Here is a 15,273-nt window from a genome sequence, read left to right as displayed (position 1 = left end):
TCTTTTCCTTCTTCTTGTTGTTCTCACTTTTCTTGGACAAACTCCTTCACCTCCTCCCACCTTGGTCCAAGAGCGCCCAGCTGAGTAACGGAATAGGAAGCTATCTTGACGGCGTACTCTACGGCGTCCTCTATGTCGTAACCATTTTCCAGGAAAAAGGCAAGGGACGCGTTGAACACGTCCCCAGCTCCAGTAACGTCTACCACCTTTACCTTAGGCGCGGATATAAGGACTCTTTTCCCCCTTGTGGCTATCACGGCACCTCTCTCCCCTAGTGTGACTATAACTGCTCTCTTAACCCTTTTCAGGAGCTCGTTTAGTCCAAACTCAAGGTCGTCGGATGAGGTAAGCTGTTTAAACTCTATCTCGTTTGGGGTTAAGATATCTACGTAATTCAGGATCGAGACGTCCTCTAGGTAGGCGGGGGCCGGATTCAGGATCCTCAGCCCTTGAAACTCCTTTAACGCCTTTGTCACCACCCTTTCCCTGATTTCGAGCTGGGTCAGCAGGACGTCCCCCTCAAGGTCTGTGACGTCCTCCTCGTCTAGCAAGTAGTTAGCCCCCCTGTTGACGACAATGGAGCTTTCCCCCTTTTCGTCAAGGAAAATGTAGGCGTTCCCAGTGCTCCCTTCCTTCACCTTTACCCTGCTGGCGTCAACGTTTTCCTCCTTCCAGAAGGAGAAGGCCCTCTTCCCGTATTCGTCGTTCCCTACAGCGCCAGTAAAAGAGACCTTGCCCCCCAGCCTAGCTACGGACACTGCCTGGTTTGACCCCTTGCCTCCGTGCTTGATTAATATCCCATCGCAGAACACCGTTTCCCCTGGCTGAGGAAGCCTCTTTAGCCTTATGAAGAAGTCAACGTTGTAACTACCCACTACTTGGATCGTTTACTATCACCTCTATGAGCCTCTTTACCTCTTCAAGGGAGTTCGCCACTATGACTGCCCTCCCTTTCCTCATTATCACGTCAGCGTTTATACCGCTTTCCGAGATCCTGATCGCTCCCCTTTCAGCCAGTTTGAGTATCCTGTCTGACATGGAGACGGAGAGGCCCACTCTCTTCCCCACGTCCCTAAGCACCTCCGTGACTAGGTTAGTGTAGTAGTTCACCACAATGGGCCCGTCCACCTTTATCCAATCAATGTACCTTATGATTCCCCCGGCTAATGTAGCTACTTCGCCGTAGCTAGTCATTACTCCTAGGTTGAGCTTTTCCTCCGGGTCTATGAGCTTCTTGGTTACCTCCTTGTTTTCCTCTAGGTACTCCACCAGCTTCTCCGCTTCTTCCCTAGCCCTCTCTCTTTCTACCTCCATCTCCGTGGGTGCAAATGGGTCTGCTGGGCCGTGGCCCTTGCCCAAATACAAGGAGAACTTTATTGCCTTAGTGACGAAGTCCTTGGCCTCTAAAATCGCCCTCTTTAAGTCGTAACCCTTGGCCAGGAAGGCGGTAATTGATGCGGAGAATATGTCGCCAGTCCCGTGGGTGTTCTTGGTCTTTATCTCATCTCCCTTGAGCTCTATTTCCTCTCCGTCTATTACTGCGTAATCTACCCCTCCAAGGGCCGAGCCACCTTTGACTACGACGTTAGCTGAGAAGGTCTTGTAGAACTCCCTGGCGGAGTTCCTCAAGTCCTCAAGGCTTTCTATCTTCTTTCCCAAAATCCTTTCGGCCTCGTACTTGTTCGGGGTAACGACCGTGGCCAGATGTATTAACTCCTTTACTGCGGGTATTACGTCCTCCGTCACTAGGGGGTCTCCGGACTTTGCCACCATTACGGGATCGTAAACTAGGCCCAGCTTATACTCCCTAACTTTCCTTGCAACTAGGCCCATTACTCCCTTTGAGGCGAGCATTCCCGTTTTGGCGAACTTTGGTTCCAGGTCATTCATCACGACGTCGAATTGAGCTTCTATGAAGTCCAGGGGGACCTCTAAGATCTTTGTTACCCCCAAGGTGTTCTGGGCGGTCAACCCAGTTACAACTGTCGTGCCAAAGACGCCCAGGGCAGTAAAGGTCTTTAGGTCAGCTTGAAGGCCTGCCCCTCCTCCGGAGTCGCTTCCGGCAATGGTCAGCACTACGGGCCTCTTTCTCATAGGCTATTTAGTGACGTGTAAAAATAAAAATCATCTCTTGTTCGGGCACATTATGGAAAACTGACAGTACTTGCACTCCCATTGAAATCTCGGAGAAGGGTTCTTATCTAAGGTCTGCTGTACCAAGTTTACGATGGAGGCCTCGTCCATTGGCTCGTTAACCTCGTACTCCGTGAACCTGTCCGGGGTTACGTAGAATAGTACCCCTTTCTTGGCGTTAAACAGCCACAAGTAGATCCTGAGTTGCATGACGTGGTGCTTGTGAGGTATTCCTACGTCGCTTCTCGACGACTTTATCTCCACAATAATCCTCTCGCCGTCCTTCTCTAGCATTATGTCGCACCTTCCCTTTATCTTCACCTCTTTCCCTACGTTGACTACCTTCTCCGCCTCCACCTCGCTCCTAACGTTATACCCTTCAATTTGGATGAGTGACTCGAGCCCCCTATGAACCAGCTCGCCTAAGATAGTAGAGGGGGTAAGGGCTTGGCTAACCGCAACCTCCCTGTACTTTTGTTCGTACTCTGTCTTTAGTGGGCACCTTATGAGGTCGATGACGTAAAAGGTGTTATCCTCCCTCTGGTGGGCTAGGAAGTCCTGCAATTTCATCTTAGCTAAGAGCTCAACTATCATCTATCCTCACCGTAACGCCTCCAGTCCTCTCAGTTTTGACCCACGTCTTGGGAAACTTGGAGACCTCCATGAACATGGCGAAAAGGTTAAGGAGTGCCACGAAGTTCATGTAGACGATAGACAGGAAGGGGAAGGCGAACTCTATTAGGTGTTTTCTGGAGATCATGATGGCAAGGACTAGGGAGGTAAAGGAGGCAAGCGAGACTATGGCTGTGACAAAAAGGTATACCTGCGAGGGGTAGAGAATTACCAGGGAGTAGTTAGCTAAACTCAGTACCATGAAGACCGGGCTTGCGATAATCAACATGGCGTCTATAAGCTTTGGGTCCAGCCTGATCTTGTGCACCTTCAACGATACCTCAAAGTGGCCCCTGTACCACCTTAGCCTCTGCTTTATCAGTGCCTTTAAACTAGTAGGCACTTCCCTCCAAGCAATCACGTTAGGGGAATAGACTATCTTATATCCCCTGGAGGTTATCTTTAGGCTCAAGTCTAGGTCCTCCGTCAGCGTGTACTCGTTCCACAAGCCCACGTCCTCAAGCACAGATCTCTTTATGAAAGTACAAGTTCCCTCTAGGGGGACAAAGAGGTTGAGCCTCGCCCTTCCAGAGATGGAGTACTCGTAAAAGAGCTCCTCCAACGAGGCAAACCTAGCCACTACGCTCTCTCGGACGTTAATTGGGACGAGTCTACCTTGTAGTGCTCCTACGTTACTGTCGTTGAGGAACTTCGAGGCTGCATAGGAAAGTGCGTCTAGCCTTGGAACGGTATCTGCGTCGTAAATACCTATAATCTCTCCTCGAGCAATCCTTAACGCGTAGTTCAGAGCCCTGCTCTTCCCGTTTGGTACGGGAGAGAACTCTAGGTGGACGCACTTGATGTTATCGTATGTCATCTCGTAGTTCTTGCACACTCCGAGGGTGTTGTCAGTTGAACCGTCCTCCACCACTATGATCTCCACCTTTGACCTATCGTATTCTTGATTTTCCAGTCTGTCCAAGAGCCTTCCTATTACCCTCTCCTCGTTCTTTGCTGGTATTATTATTGAGAACGAGGGGCCAGAACTCACCTTATTTTCGTTGATGTTCCACGTAATACCAAGGAAGGCAAAAAAGGAATTGTAAGCGCTCCACGCCGAAACCAGTAAACTCACTGCGACTATCAGATAATCCAACATTAACCTATTACTTTACAACTTTTTTATTTATGCTTAGTTCACGCCTAAGACAAAAGAAGTGTTTGAGGTATTATCTTCTATTGTCTCCACTTTGTCTTTGGCATTATTACATGCTTGAACCTATTTAATCTCTCCTTATAGGGCAACAAGTCCTCTATCATTGCCTTGGCTTCATCTTTCAAGTTCTTCTTTGGGTAGAACCCTAGGCTCGGCAAGACTTTGATCTCCGGGTTGTAGTAGTGTTCCTCTGCCTCAACCCTTGGGTTTTCCACGTTCTGTATCCTTGTCTCTATTCCTAGGCTCTCCGCAGCTTCCTTAACGATCTCAGCTATCTTCCTGACGCTGTATATCTCCGCAAACTGGTGGACTACTCTATACTCTCCCTGTTTTGGCGGGTGCTCGATCAAGAGCCTCAGCGCCTCCATGCTGTCCTCTAGGGATATAAATCCCCTGGTCTGCCCTCCTTTACCGTATGGGGTTAAAGGTAGGCCTAGGATAGCCTCCACGCAAAACCTGTTCACCACAGTCCCCCAGGTCTCGTCGAAGTCGAACCTGGTCCTAAGGCTCTCGTTTACGATCTCCTGAGTCCTCGTGCCATACACGGGGCCCTGCATTATATCGGTGACCGTGATCCCAAACAGCGAGTTGAAGTAAAGCAAGAGGTCAGTGTCAAATATCTTTGACCAGTGGTACACTGATCCTCCCCATCTGGGAAATATTATCTTGTCCCTCTTTCCCTTTATCTCGACTTCCACGAAGGGGCTCTCCGGTATGTCGAAGTTTGGAGTGCCGTACTCTCCCATCGTCCCCATCTTCAGAATGTGAATGGTCGGGTCAACTTCCTTTATTGCGTAAACTAACTTAATCGTGCTACTCAAGTTGTTCTCCAAGGTGTAAACTGCGTGCTTGTAGTCCCTCATAGAGAATGGGGCAGACCTCTGCTCCGCGAAGTGGACTACCACGTCTGGCTTGTGCCTTCTGAGGACCTCCTTTAGGAAGTCGTAGTCGTTAACGTCCCTGACGTAGAAGTTAATGTCTATCCCTAAGTGCCTTTTTGCCTCCTTTACCCTGTCCTCTGGATTAGGGAGTGGAAAAGCCGAGTCTGCCCCTACCTCTTCTGAGAACTTCCTAGTTGAGAGGTTATCAATGCCAATTACCTCGTGTCCCCTGGCGCCCAGCCTAAGCGCTAGGGGCCAGCCCAAGTAGCCGTCTACGCCAAGTATTAGAACCTTCATCGCTTTATCTCTAGAACGCAGATATTAAAATCTATAGAGTATAATATCTAACATTATGATTTTGGTGGGTGTAGACGCGGGAGGTACCTCTACAGGAGCCCTAGCGTACACGTGTGAAGGTAAGTTAATAGGATATCACGTTAGCGGTCCAGGGAACTATCACAACGTGGGCCTTGAAAGGGCTCTGGAGAACATAAAGGAGGCCATACTGCACGCCACTAATAATGAGACCCCAGACGTGGTCTGCATAGGCTTAGCCGGCCTGGACTCAAGGCACGACTACGAGGTTCTCTCAAAGGCACTCTACGGCATAGGAAAAAAAATAATCATAGAGCACGACTCCTTCATAGCCCTTTACGCTGAGACCAGGGGGAAGCCCGGAGTTATAACCATAGCTGGAACAGGAAGCGTAGTGGTGGCATACGACGGTAAGAGAAGGTACAAGTACGGGGGAGAGGGTTGGCTATTGTCGGACGACGGTTCTTCTTACTGGATAGGTAGGAAGGCCTTGAGGACGCTAACTAAGATGCTAGAGGGTAGGGTTGAGATGACTAAAATGGGAGAGATACTGCTTAAGGAGATGAAAATAAGGGACCTTGACGATTTGATTAAGTGGGCCTATCACGAAGGACACAAGGTTAACGAGATTGCTGGCCTAGCAAAGGTTGTGGATAGGGCGGCCTCAGAGGGAGACCCGATAGCTAAGGAGATAATATACAACGCCGCTAAGGAGCTGTCGTCTATTACCATCTATGCCTCGAGGAAGATATCAGAGAGGAAGGCCTACCTCTCGGGAGGTCTTTTCTCCTCCGAACTCTACTTGAAGTACTTCATTGGCTTCTTGAGTGAGGCTGGTATTGAGGGAAAATTAAGCAGGAGACCTGCGGAATACGGAGCAGTCCTCTTGGCATTTAAGGAGGCTAAGTGTGGAAGTGAACCGGAAGAGCCGCCCCTTCACTTCTAGGGTCAGCTACGGCAACGTAGTTGTTCCCTTTCTTCTTCATAGCTTGAACGATACCCACTTGGTGGGATAGGTGTCCCACGTTTACTAGACCTTCGCTTATTTCGGCCTCAGCAATAACCTTGTCACCCAAGTACATGAACCTCGGTGCAAACACAGCTTCGTCTATTTCCATGCCGAAGTCAACGTAGTTCTCTAGGACTTCCGCGTGTATCTGGGGCCTCAGATCTCCGCCAGCGCAACCTATTATTACGGTCTCCTCGCCCCTCTCCGCCAGGAGGATTGAGAGCGTGTGCATAGGCCTCTTCTTGCCCTCGGGCTTGTTTGATCCAGTAGTAAAGCCGTGTCCCCTGTTATTGAACACTACCCCCTCCACCATGATCCCGGAACCGAAGGAGTGGAAAAGGCTCTGCACAAAGCCCACTTCGTTCTCCCCGTCTCCTACCACGAAAAATGTAGTGTCACCATCCTTTACCTCAGAGATGGGAGGCAGGGTGCTCATTCTTCTCCTCAAGTAGTCCTCATCTAGGAGGAACTTGGGTACGTCGTAGAACCTCGGGTCCGCCACGTACTTGTTCCTGTCCTCGTAAGTCAAAGCCGAGAGTTCTACGTGCCTCTTTATCCTTTCGCGGTCGTTAAAGGGCCTCGCGTTTATCCCAGAGATCTCCACCATCTTTAACAACTGCAAGGTTGTGACGCCTTGAGAGTTGGGCGGAATCTCGTAAAGCGTGTAACCCCTGTAAGTTGCGGTTAACGGCTTAACCTTCTCTCCTCTGAACGAGGAGAAGTCCTCCACCTCCATGGGACTTCCCTCCCTCCTAAGTCCTTCTACTAGCCTCTCGGACACGCTCTCGTAAAAGCTCCTTGGGTCCTTGGCCACCTCTTTTAGGATTTTGCCAAGTTTTGGGATCTTAACTACGTCGGAAAACGACTTGCCCCCAAACGTGGCGTTCCACTCGGCGTTCCCAGAGTAACCCTTGATGGCGTTGTGTAAGCTTCTGCCCACGTTAAAGCCGTCAGTTGCCAGCTTTATTGCAGGGTAGAGGAGTTCCTCGTAGGGCTTTGTCGTGTACTCTTGGAGGAAGTCCCACAAGTCCACTAGACCCGGGACTACTATGGAGTTAACGTCCCTAACGCCTATCTTTTCAGCTTTTAGTCCCTTGGGGGCCCACCCCGACGCGTTATAGGCTATTATTCCCTCAGAGGTCTTCGCCAATAGAAACCCGTCCCCTCCTAGCCCACTGGTGTGGGGCATCACTACCGACAGGACGGCGCTTACAGCTATGCTGGCGTCGAAGGCGTTCCCTCCGTTCTCCAATACCTTTGCGCCCACGTAGCTGGCTAAGTAGTTCTGCGTGGCTACGACCTTTTTGCCGGAAGCCGAGATCATATACGTTTTTTAAACCACGGCTAATAAATACTTTGAGTTGGAAATACCGGAGGAAGTTAAAAAGAGCCTTGACGAAGGAAGGTGCGTAGTGTGTTGTGAAAACGTAGTGGTGTGTATGACCGAGGACTACCCGAGGGTTCCAAACCCACCAGTTGACATAGAGGTGGACAGGGAAGGTAAGGAGATCGTGCTCAGGAACATTGTAAAGGACGACGTTAACAATCCCCTTTACCTAGAGTACTACATAGACAAGAACTTCGTCCAAAAGGTGAGCGAGCGTGGGTTCATAAGGGTAGTGTTCGTAGCTAAGGACTTCTCGGAGGAGGGCAAATTGGACGTCAAGTTAAACAGGGAAGACCTCCTTTTGATAAGGAGAGAGATAGGTCTTGGCTCATTTTAGCAGAACCTATAAGTCATCCCATGCATTGTAACTAGTGGAGAAGAAGGAATTCCTCGAAAAGCTAAGGGAGTCTTTGGAGGACGGTAAGAGGAGGTACTACAGGAACCTTGTCTATATAGAGAAAGAGGATTACATGCAGGACCTTTTGGACGTCCTACGGCTTTACAAGGAGGCAAACCAGAGCCCCAAAGTCGCCTACGCCTTCCACCCTTGGGCATCACAATCAAAGGAAAGGTTAGAGGCAGTTAGGAGCGTATTCCCGGACCTAGAGGACGTGGATTACTCGTCCTCCGAGAGGTACTTGGGGACGACCTACGACGTGGTAATCCTAGACCTAGTGGACAACTTCCAACCAAATTACGTGGGCAGGCTAGTCGACTTGGTGAGGGGAGGGGGACTTGCAGTTCTTTACACGAACGGACTGGAGAGGGACAAGTTCTTCAAGAACAGCATTATCAAGGAAGATAAAGTAGAGGACTACTACGAGGAGAGGTTCAAGAGGAAGTTGATGGAACATAAGGGTACGTTTATCGCTAACGAGGCTGGGTACTTCGCCAACCCGTTCTATGGGGAGCTCGGGGAGAAGCCCCACGGTGTGGTTCCGAAGAAGGCTGTAATGCCCGTGGAGCTCCACAACATGGCCCTCAGCGAGGACCAGAACAGGGTGCTAGAGGGCTTCCAGTACCTCCTCAGGGGAGGTAAGAGGGTACTGGCGCTTACCGCCTCGAGGGGGAGGGGTAAAAGCGCGGTGACTGGGCTGGGCCTTGCCGGCGTCATCTACGTGAACATGAAGGAGGGTTTCAAGACCCACGTGGCCGTTACTGCACCTTCCATATCCTCGTCGTCGCAGATAATGGAGTTCCTCAAGCTAGGCCTTGACGCCTTGAGAATAGAGCACAAGGTAAAGAAATCAGACATAGGTGCCATAAGGTCAATTGAGGGGGTCGGCTTCAAGGTCTATTACGAACCGCCAGACGCCACTCTGAACGACGAAGGGCACGTACTCGTGGTGGACGAGGCTGCCTCCTTTGGGATAAACTACATTGACATGGCCACGAAAGTCTGGAAAAAAGTAGTCCTAGTTACTACGGTTTACGGTTACGAGGGCTCAGGCAGGTCGTTCCTCAAGTACCTGAGGAACATGCTGGAAAAGAGAAAGCAGAACGTCAAGTGGCTCACCATGGAGAAGCCCCTTAGGTACGCCGAGGGAGACCCTATTGAGGCCTGGCTCTACGACGCGCTCATGCTCAATGCAGAGCCCAAGAAACCCACGGAAGACCTAGCCAAGATGTACTATGAGACGTTGTCAAAGGAGGCTCTTATCTCCTCTGATGATGTCCTATCCCAAGTGTACGGCATACTGGTCTCCGCCCACTACAGGAACAATCCAGACGACCTCATGATAATGTTAGACGGAGTCCACCATCATGTGAAGGCGATTTACTCGGATTCCTACATAGCTGTAGCTCAAGTGTCGGAGGAAGGAAACCTTTCAGACCCCATGATAGAGTTAGCGCTTAAGGGAGGGACCTTTGATGGCGATCTGATACCCGACAGGATGTTAAAGCACATAAGGGTTAGGGAGTTTGGAAAGCTCAAAGGTTGGAGGATAGTCAGGATCGCCGTTATTCCAGAGCTACAGAACAAGGGCATAGGGAGCAAGCTCTTGGAAATGGTAGTCAAGGAGGCCGAAGAGGAAGGTGTAGACTGGGTGGGCTCTGCATTCATGGGAGATCCCTACGTGCTAAACTTCTGGACTAGGAACGGCTTTGTTCCAGTTCATGTGTCGCCAAAGAGGAACGAGAAGTTCGGCGACTACCCAGTAGTGGTCATTAAGCCAGTATCTGAGATAGCCAAGAAGATAACGGCAATCGCTCAAGAAGTGCTTAAGGAGAGGTTGCTAAACACCGTTTTCGACGTTTACTACGACATGAGCCCAACGTTAGCGAGGATTCTCCTAGACTCTATAAAGGCACATAGGGACATAGAGCTCAACAAAATATACCTCGCGAAGCTGACCGCTTTCCTCCAGGGGACAAGCCCTTATGAGTCCTCTGCTGACGCTATTCATATGTTAACGCTAAAGTACTTCTGGGACGCTAAAAGGGACTGGAGGCTTGACGATGAGGAGGAAATAGTACTCATAGGCAAAGTACTTCAAGGAAAGCCTTGGAGGTACTTGTCGTCCACCCTAGGGATGAATAGGACAAGGATAACAGAGCTGATCTACAGTAGTATATTGACCTTGAGTAAAAGGTATTATAACTTGGACGTCGAATCCCATGTGGGAGTTAGCATAAACGAAATGTGATGAGAAAAAAGGGATGAAAGGTGATTTCATGCACCTCAACTGATCTATTTTCAAGTTTACAAGTTTATGCCTAAGCTGTTAAGTATTATTGCTACCACTACAAGAAGGGAAAAGAGCTGGTGGAGCCCAACGGAGATCCCAGGCTTTGATGGGTTCCTGTTAGCGGTGTCAAGCACATATAATCCTGCTACTACCTCTATTACTGTAAACAGCAGGGTAAGCCAGTATTGCAATGCCGCAACGGCTATTACGAATATGCCAGCTAACACGGAGTGAATGAGCCAGCTAACTTGGATCCTGTTCTTAGGCCTAAAGGGATTGCCGATCTCGTACTTCATCCTCCTAGTACCAGTCACCACTCCTCCCATGAATATCACGAAGTATAGAAAGTGTGGTGGAATTATTGCCTCGAGTAGGAAGTTCACTACGTTTACGTTGTAGCCGATCCCTTGAAGAAACAGGAGAAGGTATATGGCGAACGTCGTGTATGCGGCTATGTCGTGGAGCCCTTGGAAGATAGCGGGCAGTTTTCCGACCAAGACGTAAAGAGTGGCCATCCCTAGGAGTGCCGTAGCCACTACGGCTACGAATCCCAAGACAGTTATTAATGAAGGGTATACTACTAAATAACCTAACGAAATAAGCCCTACTAAAGTTGCAGATATCCTATGTATGGCTTCCGGATCCTTTTTAGCTGCTAATTCTAGTATGTCCCTGGTGTATGGCCAGTTTGTTCCCAGGGATAGGCCGTATCCGTAGCCCTCCACTATTCCGCCCAAAACTATTGTCATTCCTGCAAGGATCGAAGCGACAATGCTCAACTGATATATCATGACTATAAGCTTCGAAAAGTTCGTTAAAAAGCTTATGAAGAAAAAAATTAACTAACATCCGATTTCAACTAAGATTTATAAAATTAGCATATCTAAATCTTCTCTTAATGAATGTGTACGAGAAACTGTGGACTGCGATAGACCTTCTAATTCCCTTAGTTACGGCTGACATGGAGACGTTCTTGGTAAAGAACGGGGAAGTCACAGAGGAAGACCTCAACAACTATAGGAACGCGGTGAAGAAAGTAAAAGAAGCCTACAAGTCATCCGATATAAATCGTTCACTACAATTAGTAAATGAGGCAGTCCAGATATTGGAATCGATTAAGCCAAAGAAGCCCTTTCCCCCTGAGATGAAAATACGGTTTGAGGAACTTAAGGACACCTTAAAAAGTTGCGTTGCAGAAGGTAAAAAAGAGGCAACAAGCACTGCCAAATAACTTCTATCTTACATAGATTTATGGTTAAATAATTTTTTATTTCCATTTAAGCCAAATCTATTCTTTTCAAGGGAATCTCCCTTTAAGCTTTGCTGAAGTTAACGCGAAGAATCAAGGGAAATTTTTTAAACTTTTAGGAACGAAAAGCTTAAAGGGAGAATATGAGGCTCTCAAAGGGATCAATTTCTCTTAAGGAGACCTATGGCCAAGCCATGGCAGTCACTGCACCATTAGGCAGTGTAGTTTCTACTACCACTGCTGCGATACTTTACGCAGGTCACTCAGTCGTCTTCACGACTTTGCTTGCATTGTTGGGAAGCGCTCTCTGGATATTTACCCTTACTGGATACACAAGTAAGCTGGCATCAGCGGGTGGTTATTACACTTATGGGTACAGTGCGTGGAAATCCAAGAAGATATCGTTCTTTGAGGCAATAACGGAAGCTTTTGCCTATTCCTTCTTGAACGCCGTAAATTCCATTACAATATACCTCCTGTTCTCGATAGCCCTGTCGTTGCTGGGCTACTCCGTTCCATCTTGGGTCGGCTATCTAGTTGTCGCAGTAGGAGTACTATACCCCACTCTTATCTCGCTCACTCACGTTAAACAACTACTAGGTTACGTTGTGTCAATAAGTGCTACCTTGGAGGCAGTCCTTTTAGTTGTGCTTTTTGGCCTGTCTCTGACACGTGGTTTCCACCCAGACTACTTTACACCCTCTAATACCCCCGCCCAAAACTTGGCTGAGGCCTTCGTCCTCTCTATGGTAAGCATATCTGGAGCCGGAGCAGCCACCTACTTGGGGGAGGAGACCAAGAAACCCACGAAGAATGTGACTGCGGGAATGTGGATGGCCCTCGCCATTGGAGGAATAACTATGTTACTGGGCACTTATGCCCTTGTCGCGTTATGGAATGGTTCCTTAACTGCCCTAGCTAACAACCCTCAGCCCCTGCTTTACGAGATGTTCTACTTCGGTTCCATACCTATGGCCATAGCGCTAATACTCTCAATAAACAGCCTCCTTTCCTCTAACATTGGAACTACCGTAGGCGCAGCCAGGATACTGTTTAACCTGGCCAGGGAGAACGCTGCACCTAAGGTCTTTTCGAGAGTTAATAGGGCTGGAGAACCGATAGTAGCAACGCTTTTTGTTGGAGGAATTACAGCGGCAGTAACGGTCAGCTCAATCATAGCAGTTGGCATAGACCAGGCTTTCCAAGAGGTCAGCTTGATTAGCGGGCTCCTGTGGCTTACGGGAAGAGTGGTCGACGGTTTTGGCGTTCCAGTGTTTTACTACAGGATTAGGCAATTGAGCTTAGCCACTTTGCTAATACCTATTGTGGCTACTTCCCTTAACTTGTGGGGAATAGTAAACACGCTTCAAGCCCCTGACCTACTGCAGAGTTCTTATTTGGCCACTGTGTTGGCAATAGCTGTTCTATGGTACTCGATTTTGGGAAGGAAGGGAAGACCAGGAAGCCTTGTGGTTGACGAGAACAACGAGCTAATCATTATAGATGAGTACATCGAAAGGATAAAGAAATAAGGTAGAAGTTCCCCCATCTTTTCTTGAGTTTGTCTTTTTACTCGGGCTGCAGCTCCTTATTAGCTATTACTGTTCCCAATAGCATCATTACTACCGAAAATATCGCCAAATAGCCCAAGTAAGCCCAGTTTGGGTCTCCGTTCAAAAGTACCTCCCTACCGAGCTCGGCCGAGTAGCTAATTGGGTTTACGTCGCTTATTGTCTTTAACCAGTCCGGGAAGAACGTCTTGGGAAAGAGCGCAGTGCTGGAGAACATGAGGGGAAGGTTTATGAGGTTAGCGACTACACCAGGGGCTTGCCAGTCACTCGTCTTAATTGTCAAAATTGAGTAGAGGGAAGCGAAACCTATTCCAATTAGGAATAAGCTCAGGAACAGTACGGCTATAGACAAAGGAGAGAGGTTTAGGGAAACGCCCAAAGCTAGGCTCGCCACTATCATGATAGGGGCTTGGATTAAGCCCCTAGTTGCCCCACCGAAGACCTTTGCCAAGAACACGTCGTACTTGGGCGTAGGAGTTACCATTACCCTCTTTAGGTAACCGAACCTCTTGTCCTGAATTAAGCTCATGGAGCTGAACATCCCCACGAACAGCATAGATACTGATAGCTCCCCTGGGAGTATGAAGGCTATGTAGTTGGTGGTGTGGAAGAAGGTCTCCAAGAACTGGGAAGGGACCTGGGAGAAGCTACTGCCAAAGAATATGAGCCACATTATTGGTTGAGACACTAACATTATCCACATATACACGCTCCTGTAGACCCTCTTCATCTCCCTCAAGTACAGCGCGGAAAACTTCTCCATAATTTCCCTCACCTTCTAGCCCTCCTTATCATCGCGTAGAACTTCCTGGCGTCTAACTCCTCTTCCTCAAGGCTACCTCCAGTTAGCGTTATGAACACTGTGTCGAGGCTGGACTTATTGAACTTCAACGACTTTATATTCTGGCTCCCCACCGCGTTCACAACTTCCAAGATGGCGTTCTCAGCACTTGGCACTTTGATTCTCAGTCTTCCGTCCTTCTTTGTCACTTCGTAGGGCAACTTCACGTCTACATCCCTCCTTAGCTCTATCTCGATTACGTCGCCCCCGTACTTCTCCTTTAGAAACTCTGGAGATCCCGTGGCTATGATCTTCCCCTTGTTTATGATACTTATCCTATTGCACAGGGAGTCAGCTTCCTCCATGTAGTGGGTCGTCAGCAAGACCGTCACTGAGTAGTCCTTGTTGATCTGCCTTATCAAGTTCCACATGGACGTCCTGGTGTTTACGTCAAGCCCTATGGTGGGCTCGTCCATGAAGACTATCTCTGGGGAGTTGAGGAGGGCCATGGAGATCTCGAGCTTTTTCCTCATGCCTGTGGAGAACTTACCGGCCTTCCTGTTCTTGAACTCCTTTATCCCGAAGTAGTCCAAGAGCTGTAATGCCCTCTCCTTCCAGTCCTTTACTTCTTGTAACTTAGCTTGGATCTCCAAGTTCTCCCAAGCGGTGAGCTCGTCATCGAGTATCACTTCCGAGGAGATCCAGCCTATCCTCCTCTTCACTTCTAGGGGCTGTTTCCTCACGCTGTAGCCAGCTACTATTGCGTCTCCCTCCGTGGGAGGAGTCAGACCAGTGAGCATCTTTATCGTCGTAGTCTTACCTGCTCCATTTGGGCCTAACAGCCCGTATATTTCCCCTTTCTCGATCTCGAAGTTTATGTGATCTACTGCGACGAAGTCGCCGTACTTCTTTGTAAGGTCCTTAGCGATAACAGAACTCATAAAATAGTATTCGTCATCTGGTTAAAAAAGCTAGTGAAAAAGATATATCTTATTTGACGATGAGAACGGGGTACGGAGATTTGCTGGCAAGGGCAGAGGAGACGCTCCCGAGTATTGCCTTCTTTATTCCGGTAAGTCCTCTGCTTCCCGTCACTATCAAGTTGCACCCTACTTGCTTGCAATACTCTATAATGGCGTCTGGGACGTCGTTGCTCTCGAGGATCTTGGTCTTCACGTTATAACCCACTACCTCTTCCTTGATCTCGTCGAACATTTTTTCCGCCTTTTCCTCGGACTCTATTATCACCTGTTCTGGGGACTTGGGGGCTTCCTTAACCACAGTGACGAAGTGTATCTCGTCCTCTTTCTTTACGAACCTCAGCATAAAAATTAGTGCCTTTTTAGAGTTTTCAGATCCGTCGTACGCTAAAACTATTTTCATATAGAGAATAATTGTTATAAATAGAATTTAAATATTACTGACGTAT

The 15,273-nt window shown here is 48.6% G+C and carries 15 protein-coding genes; 5 read left to right on the top strand and 10 right to left on the bottom strand.

Annotation, left to right across the window (positions count from 1 at the left end):
• Positions 1-23: 23 nt before the first annotated feature.
• The 5 genes from MPF33_03070 to MPF33_03050 form a co-directional block, all read right to left on the bottom strand.
• Complete coding sequence (locus MPF33_03070; GenBank protein ID MCI2414227.1) at positions 24-884, bottom strand: PfkB family carbohydrate kinase; 861 nt, start codon at positions 882-884, stop codon at positions 24-26.
• Positions 868-2,094, bottom strand: a complete 1,227-nt coding sequence (thiD, locus tag MPF33_03065; GenBank protein MCI2414226.1) for a bifunctional hydroxymethylpyrimidine kinase/phosphomethylpyrimidine kinase — start codon at positions 2,092-2,094, stop codon at positions 868-870. Before thiD ends, MPF33_03070 begins: the two co-directional genes overlap by 17 nt.
• A gap of 30 nt (positions 2,095-2,124) precedes the next feature.
• Positions 2,125-2,727, bottom strand: a complete 603-nt coding sequence (gene cas4, locus MPF33_03060; GenBank protein ID MCI2414225.1) for a CRISPR-associated protein Cas4 — start codon at positions 2,725-2,727, stop codon at positions 2,125-2,127.
• A complete protein-coding gene (locus MPF33_03055) occupies positions 2,717-3,904 on the bottom strand; it encodes a glycosyltransferase (protein ID MCI2414224.1) in 1,188 nt (395 codons plus the stop codon). The genes cas4 and MPF33_03055 overlap by 11 nt, the downstream gene beginning before the upstream one ends.
• A 77-nt stretch (positions 3,905-3,981) precedes the next feature.
• Positions 3,982-5,139 (bottom strand): NAD-dependent epimerase/dehydratase family protein, encoded by a 1,158-nt coding sequence (locus MPF33_03050; protein ID MCI2414223.1) that lies wholly within the window; start codon positions 5,137-5,139, stop codon positions 3,982-3,984.
• Between the two features lie 55 nt (positions 5,140-5,194).
• On the opposite strand from MPF33_03050, the gene MPF33_03045 reads away from it, so the two are divergent.
• A complete protein-coding gene (locus tag MPF33_03045) occupies positions 5,195-6,103 on the top strand; it encodes an ATPase (protein MCI2414222.1) in 909 nt (302 codons plus the stop codon).
• Here the strand turns inward: MPF33_03045 and MPF33_03040 are convergent.
• Positions 6,060-7,490, bottom strand: a complete 1,431-nt coding sequence (locus tag MPF33_03040) for a gamma-glutamyltransferase family protein (GenBank protein ID MCI2414221.1) — start codon at positions 7,488-7,490, stop codon at positions 6,060-6,062. The two genes, MPF33_03045 and MPF33_03040, sit on opposite strands and share 44 nt — an antisense overlap.
• A gap of 37 nt (positions 7,491-7,527) precedes the next feature.
• Between MPF33_03040 and MPF33_03035 the strand changes: the two genes are divergently transcribed.
• Both MPF33_03035 and MPF33_03030 read left to right on the top strand, forming a co-directional pair.
• On the top strand, positions 7,528-7,890 hold the full coding sequence (locus MPF33_03035; GenBank protein MCI2414220.1) for a hypothetical protein: 363 nt from the start codon (positions 7,528-7,530) through the stop codon (positions 7,888-7,890).
• A gap of 34 nt (positions 7,891-7,924) precedes the next feature.
• The gene (locus tag MPF33_03030; protein MCI2414219.1) at positions 7,925-10,201 is read left to right on the top strand and encodes a tRNA(Met) cytidine acetyltransferase TmcA; all 2,277 of its coding nucleotides are present in this window, start codon (positions 7,925-7,927) and stop codon (positions 10,199-10,201) included.
• A gap of 56 nt (positions 10,202-10,257) precedes the next feature.
• Here MPF33_03030 and MPF33_03025 read toward each other — a convergent pair whose 3' ends face one another.
• Positions 10,258-11,034: a cytochrome C oxidase assembly protein gene (locus MPF33_03025; GenBank protein MCI2414218.1), complete on the bottom strand. Its 777-nt coding sequence runs from the start codon at positions 11,032-11,034 to the stop codon at positions 10,258-10,260.
• A 107-nt stretch (positions 11,035-11,141) separates the two neighbouring features.
• On the opposite strand from MPF33_03025, the gene MPF33_03020 reads away from it, so the two are divergent.
• Both MPF33_03020 and MPF33_03015 read left to right on the top strand, forming a co-directional pair.
• Entirely contained in the window at positions 11,142-11,474 is a 333-nt protein-coding gene (locus MPF33_03020) for a hypothetical protein (GenBank protein ID MCI2414217.1), read from the top strand.
• Between the two features lie 161 nt (positions 11,475-11,635).
• On the top strand, positions 11,636-13,024 hold the full coding sequence (locus tag MPF33_03015; GenBank protein ID MCI2414216.1) for an APC family permease: 1,389 nt from the start codon (positions 11,636-11,638) through the stop codon (positions 13,022-13,024).
• 37 nt (positions 13,025-13,061) lie between these two features.
• On the opposite strand, the gene MPF33_03010 is transcribed toward MPF33_03015, so the two are convergent.
• The 3 genes from MPF33_03010 to MPF33_03000 are packed head-to-tail and all read right to left on the bottom strand — an operon-like array spanning position 13,062 to position 15,227.
• Positions 13,062-13,826, bottom strand: coding sequence for an ABC transporter permease (locus MPF33_03010; protein MCI2414215.1), 765 nt, complete (start codon positions 13,824-13,826; stop codon positions 13,062-13,064).
• Positions 13,827-13,834: 8 nt separating this feature from the next.
• Complete coding sequence (locus MPF33_03005) at positions 13,835-14,785, bottom strand: ATP-binding cassette domain-containing protein (protein ID MCI2414214.1); 951 nt, start codon at positions 14,783-14,785, stop codon at positions 13,835-13,837.
• Between the two features lie 49 nt (positions 14,786-14,834).
• Entirely contained in the window at positions 14,835-15,227 is a 393-nt protein-coding gene (locus MPF33_03000; protein ID MCI2414213.1) for a universal stress protein, read from the bottom strand.
• Between the last annotated feature and the right edge of the window lie 46 nt (positions 15,228-15,273).

This window comes from Candidatus Aramenus sp. CH1 (genome assembly GCA_022678445.1).
Taxonomy (GTDB): domain Archaea; phylum Thermoproteota; class Thermoprotei_A; order Sulfolobales; family Sulfolobaceae; genus Aramenus.
The sequence above is the reverse complement of the archived record's forward strand: the minus strand, read 5'-3'. Positions and strand labels throughout refer to the sequence as shown.

What these genes read in the sequence shown, in the direction of transcription:
- thiD (MCI2414226.1), bottom strand. Translation starts at nt 2,094, where the DNA reads ATGAGAAAGAGGCCCGTAGTGCTGACCATTGCCGGAAGCGACTCCGGA.
- cas4 (MCI2414225.1), bottom strand. Translation starts at nt 2,727, where the DNA reads ATGATAGTTGAGCTCTTAGCTAAGATGAAATTGCAGGACTTCCTAGCC.
- MPF33_03055 (MCI2414224.1), bottom strand. Translation starts at nt 3,904, where the DNA reads ATGTTGGATTATCTGATAGTCGCAGTGAGTTTACTGGTTTCGGCGTGG.
- MPF33_03050 (MCI2414223.1), bottom strand. Translation starts at nt 5,139, where the DNA reads ATGAAGGTTCTAATACTTGGCGTAGACGGCTACTTGGGCTGGCCCCTA.
- MPF33_03045 (MCI2414222.1), top strand. Translation starts at nt 5,195, where the DNA reads ATGATTTTGGTGGGTGTAGACGCGGGAGGTACCTCTACAGGAGCCCTA.
- MPF33_03040 (MCI2414221.1), bottom strand. Translation starts at nt 7,490, where the DNA reads ATGATCTCGGCTTCCGGCAAAAAGGTCGTAGCCACGCAGAACTACTTA.
- MPF33_03025 (MCI2414218.1), bottom strand. Translation starts at nt 11,034, where the DNA reads ATGATATATCAGTTGAGCATTGTCGCTTCGATCCTTGCAGGAATGACA.
- MPF33_03020 (MCI2414217.1), top strand. Translation starts at nt 11,142, where the DNA reads ATGAATGTGTACGAGAAACTGTGGACTGCGATAGACCTTCTAATTCCC.
- MPF33_03015 (MCI2414216.1), top strand. Translation starts at nt 11,636, where the DNA reads ATGAGGCTCTCAAAGGGATCAATTTCTCTTAAGGAGACCTATGGCCAA.
- MPF33_03010 (MCI2414215.1), bottom strand. Translation starts at nt 13,826, where the DNA reads ATGGAGAAGTTTTCCGCGCTGTACTTGAGGGAGATGAAGAGGGTCTAC.
- MPF33_03005 (MCI2414214.1), bottom strand. Translation starts at nt 14,785, where the DNA reads ATGAGTTCTGTTATCGCTAAGGACCTTACAAAGAAGTACGGCGACTTC.
- MPF33_03000 (MCI2414213.1), bottom strand. Translation starts at nt 15,227, where the DNA reads ATGAAAATAGTTTTAGCGTACGACGGATCTGAAAACTCTAAAAAGGCA.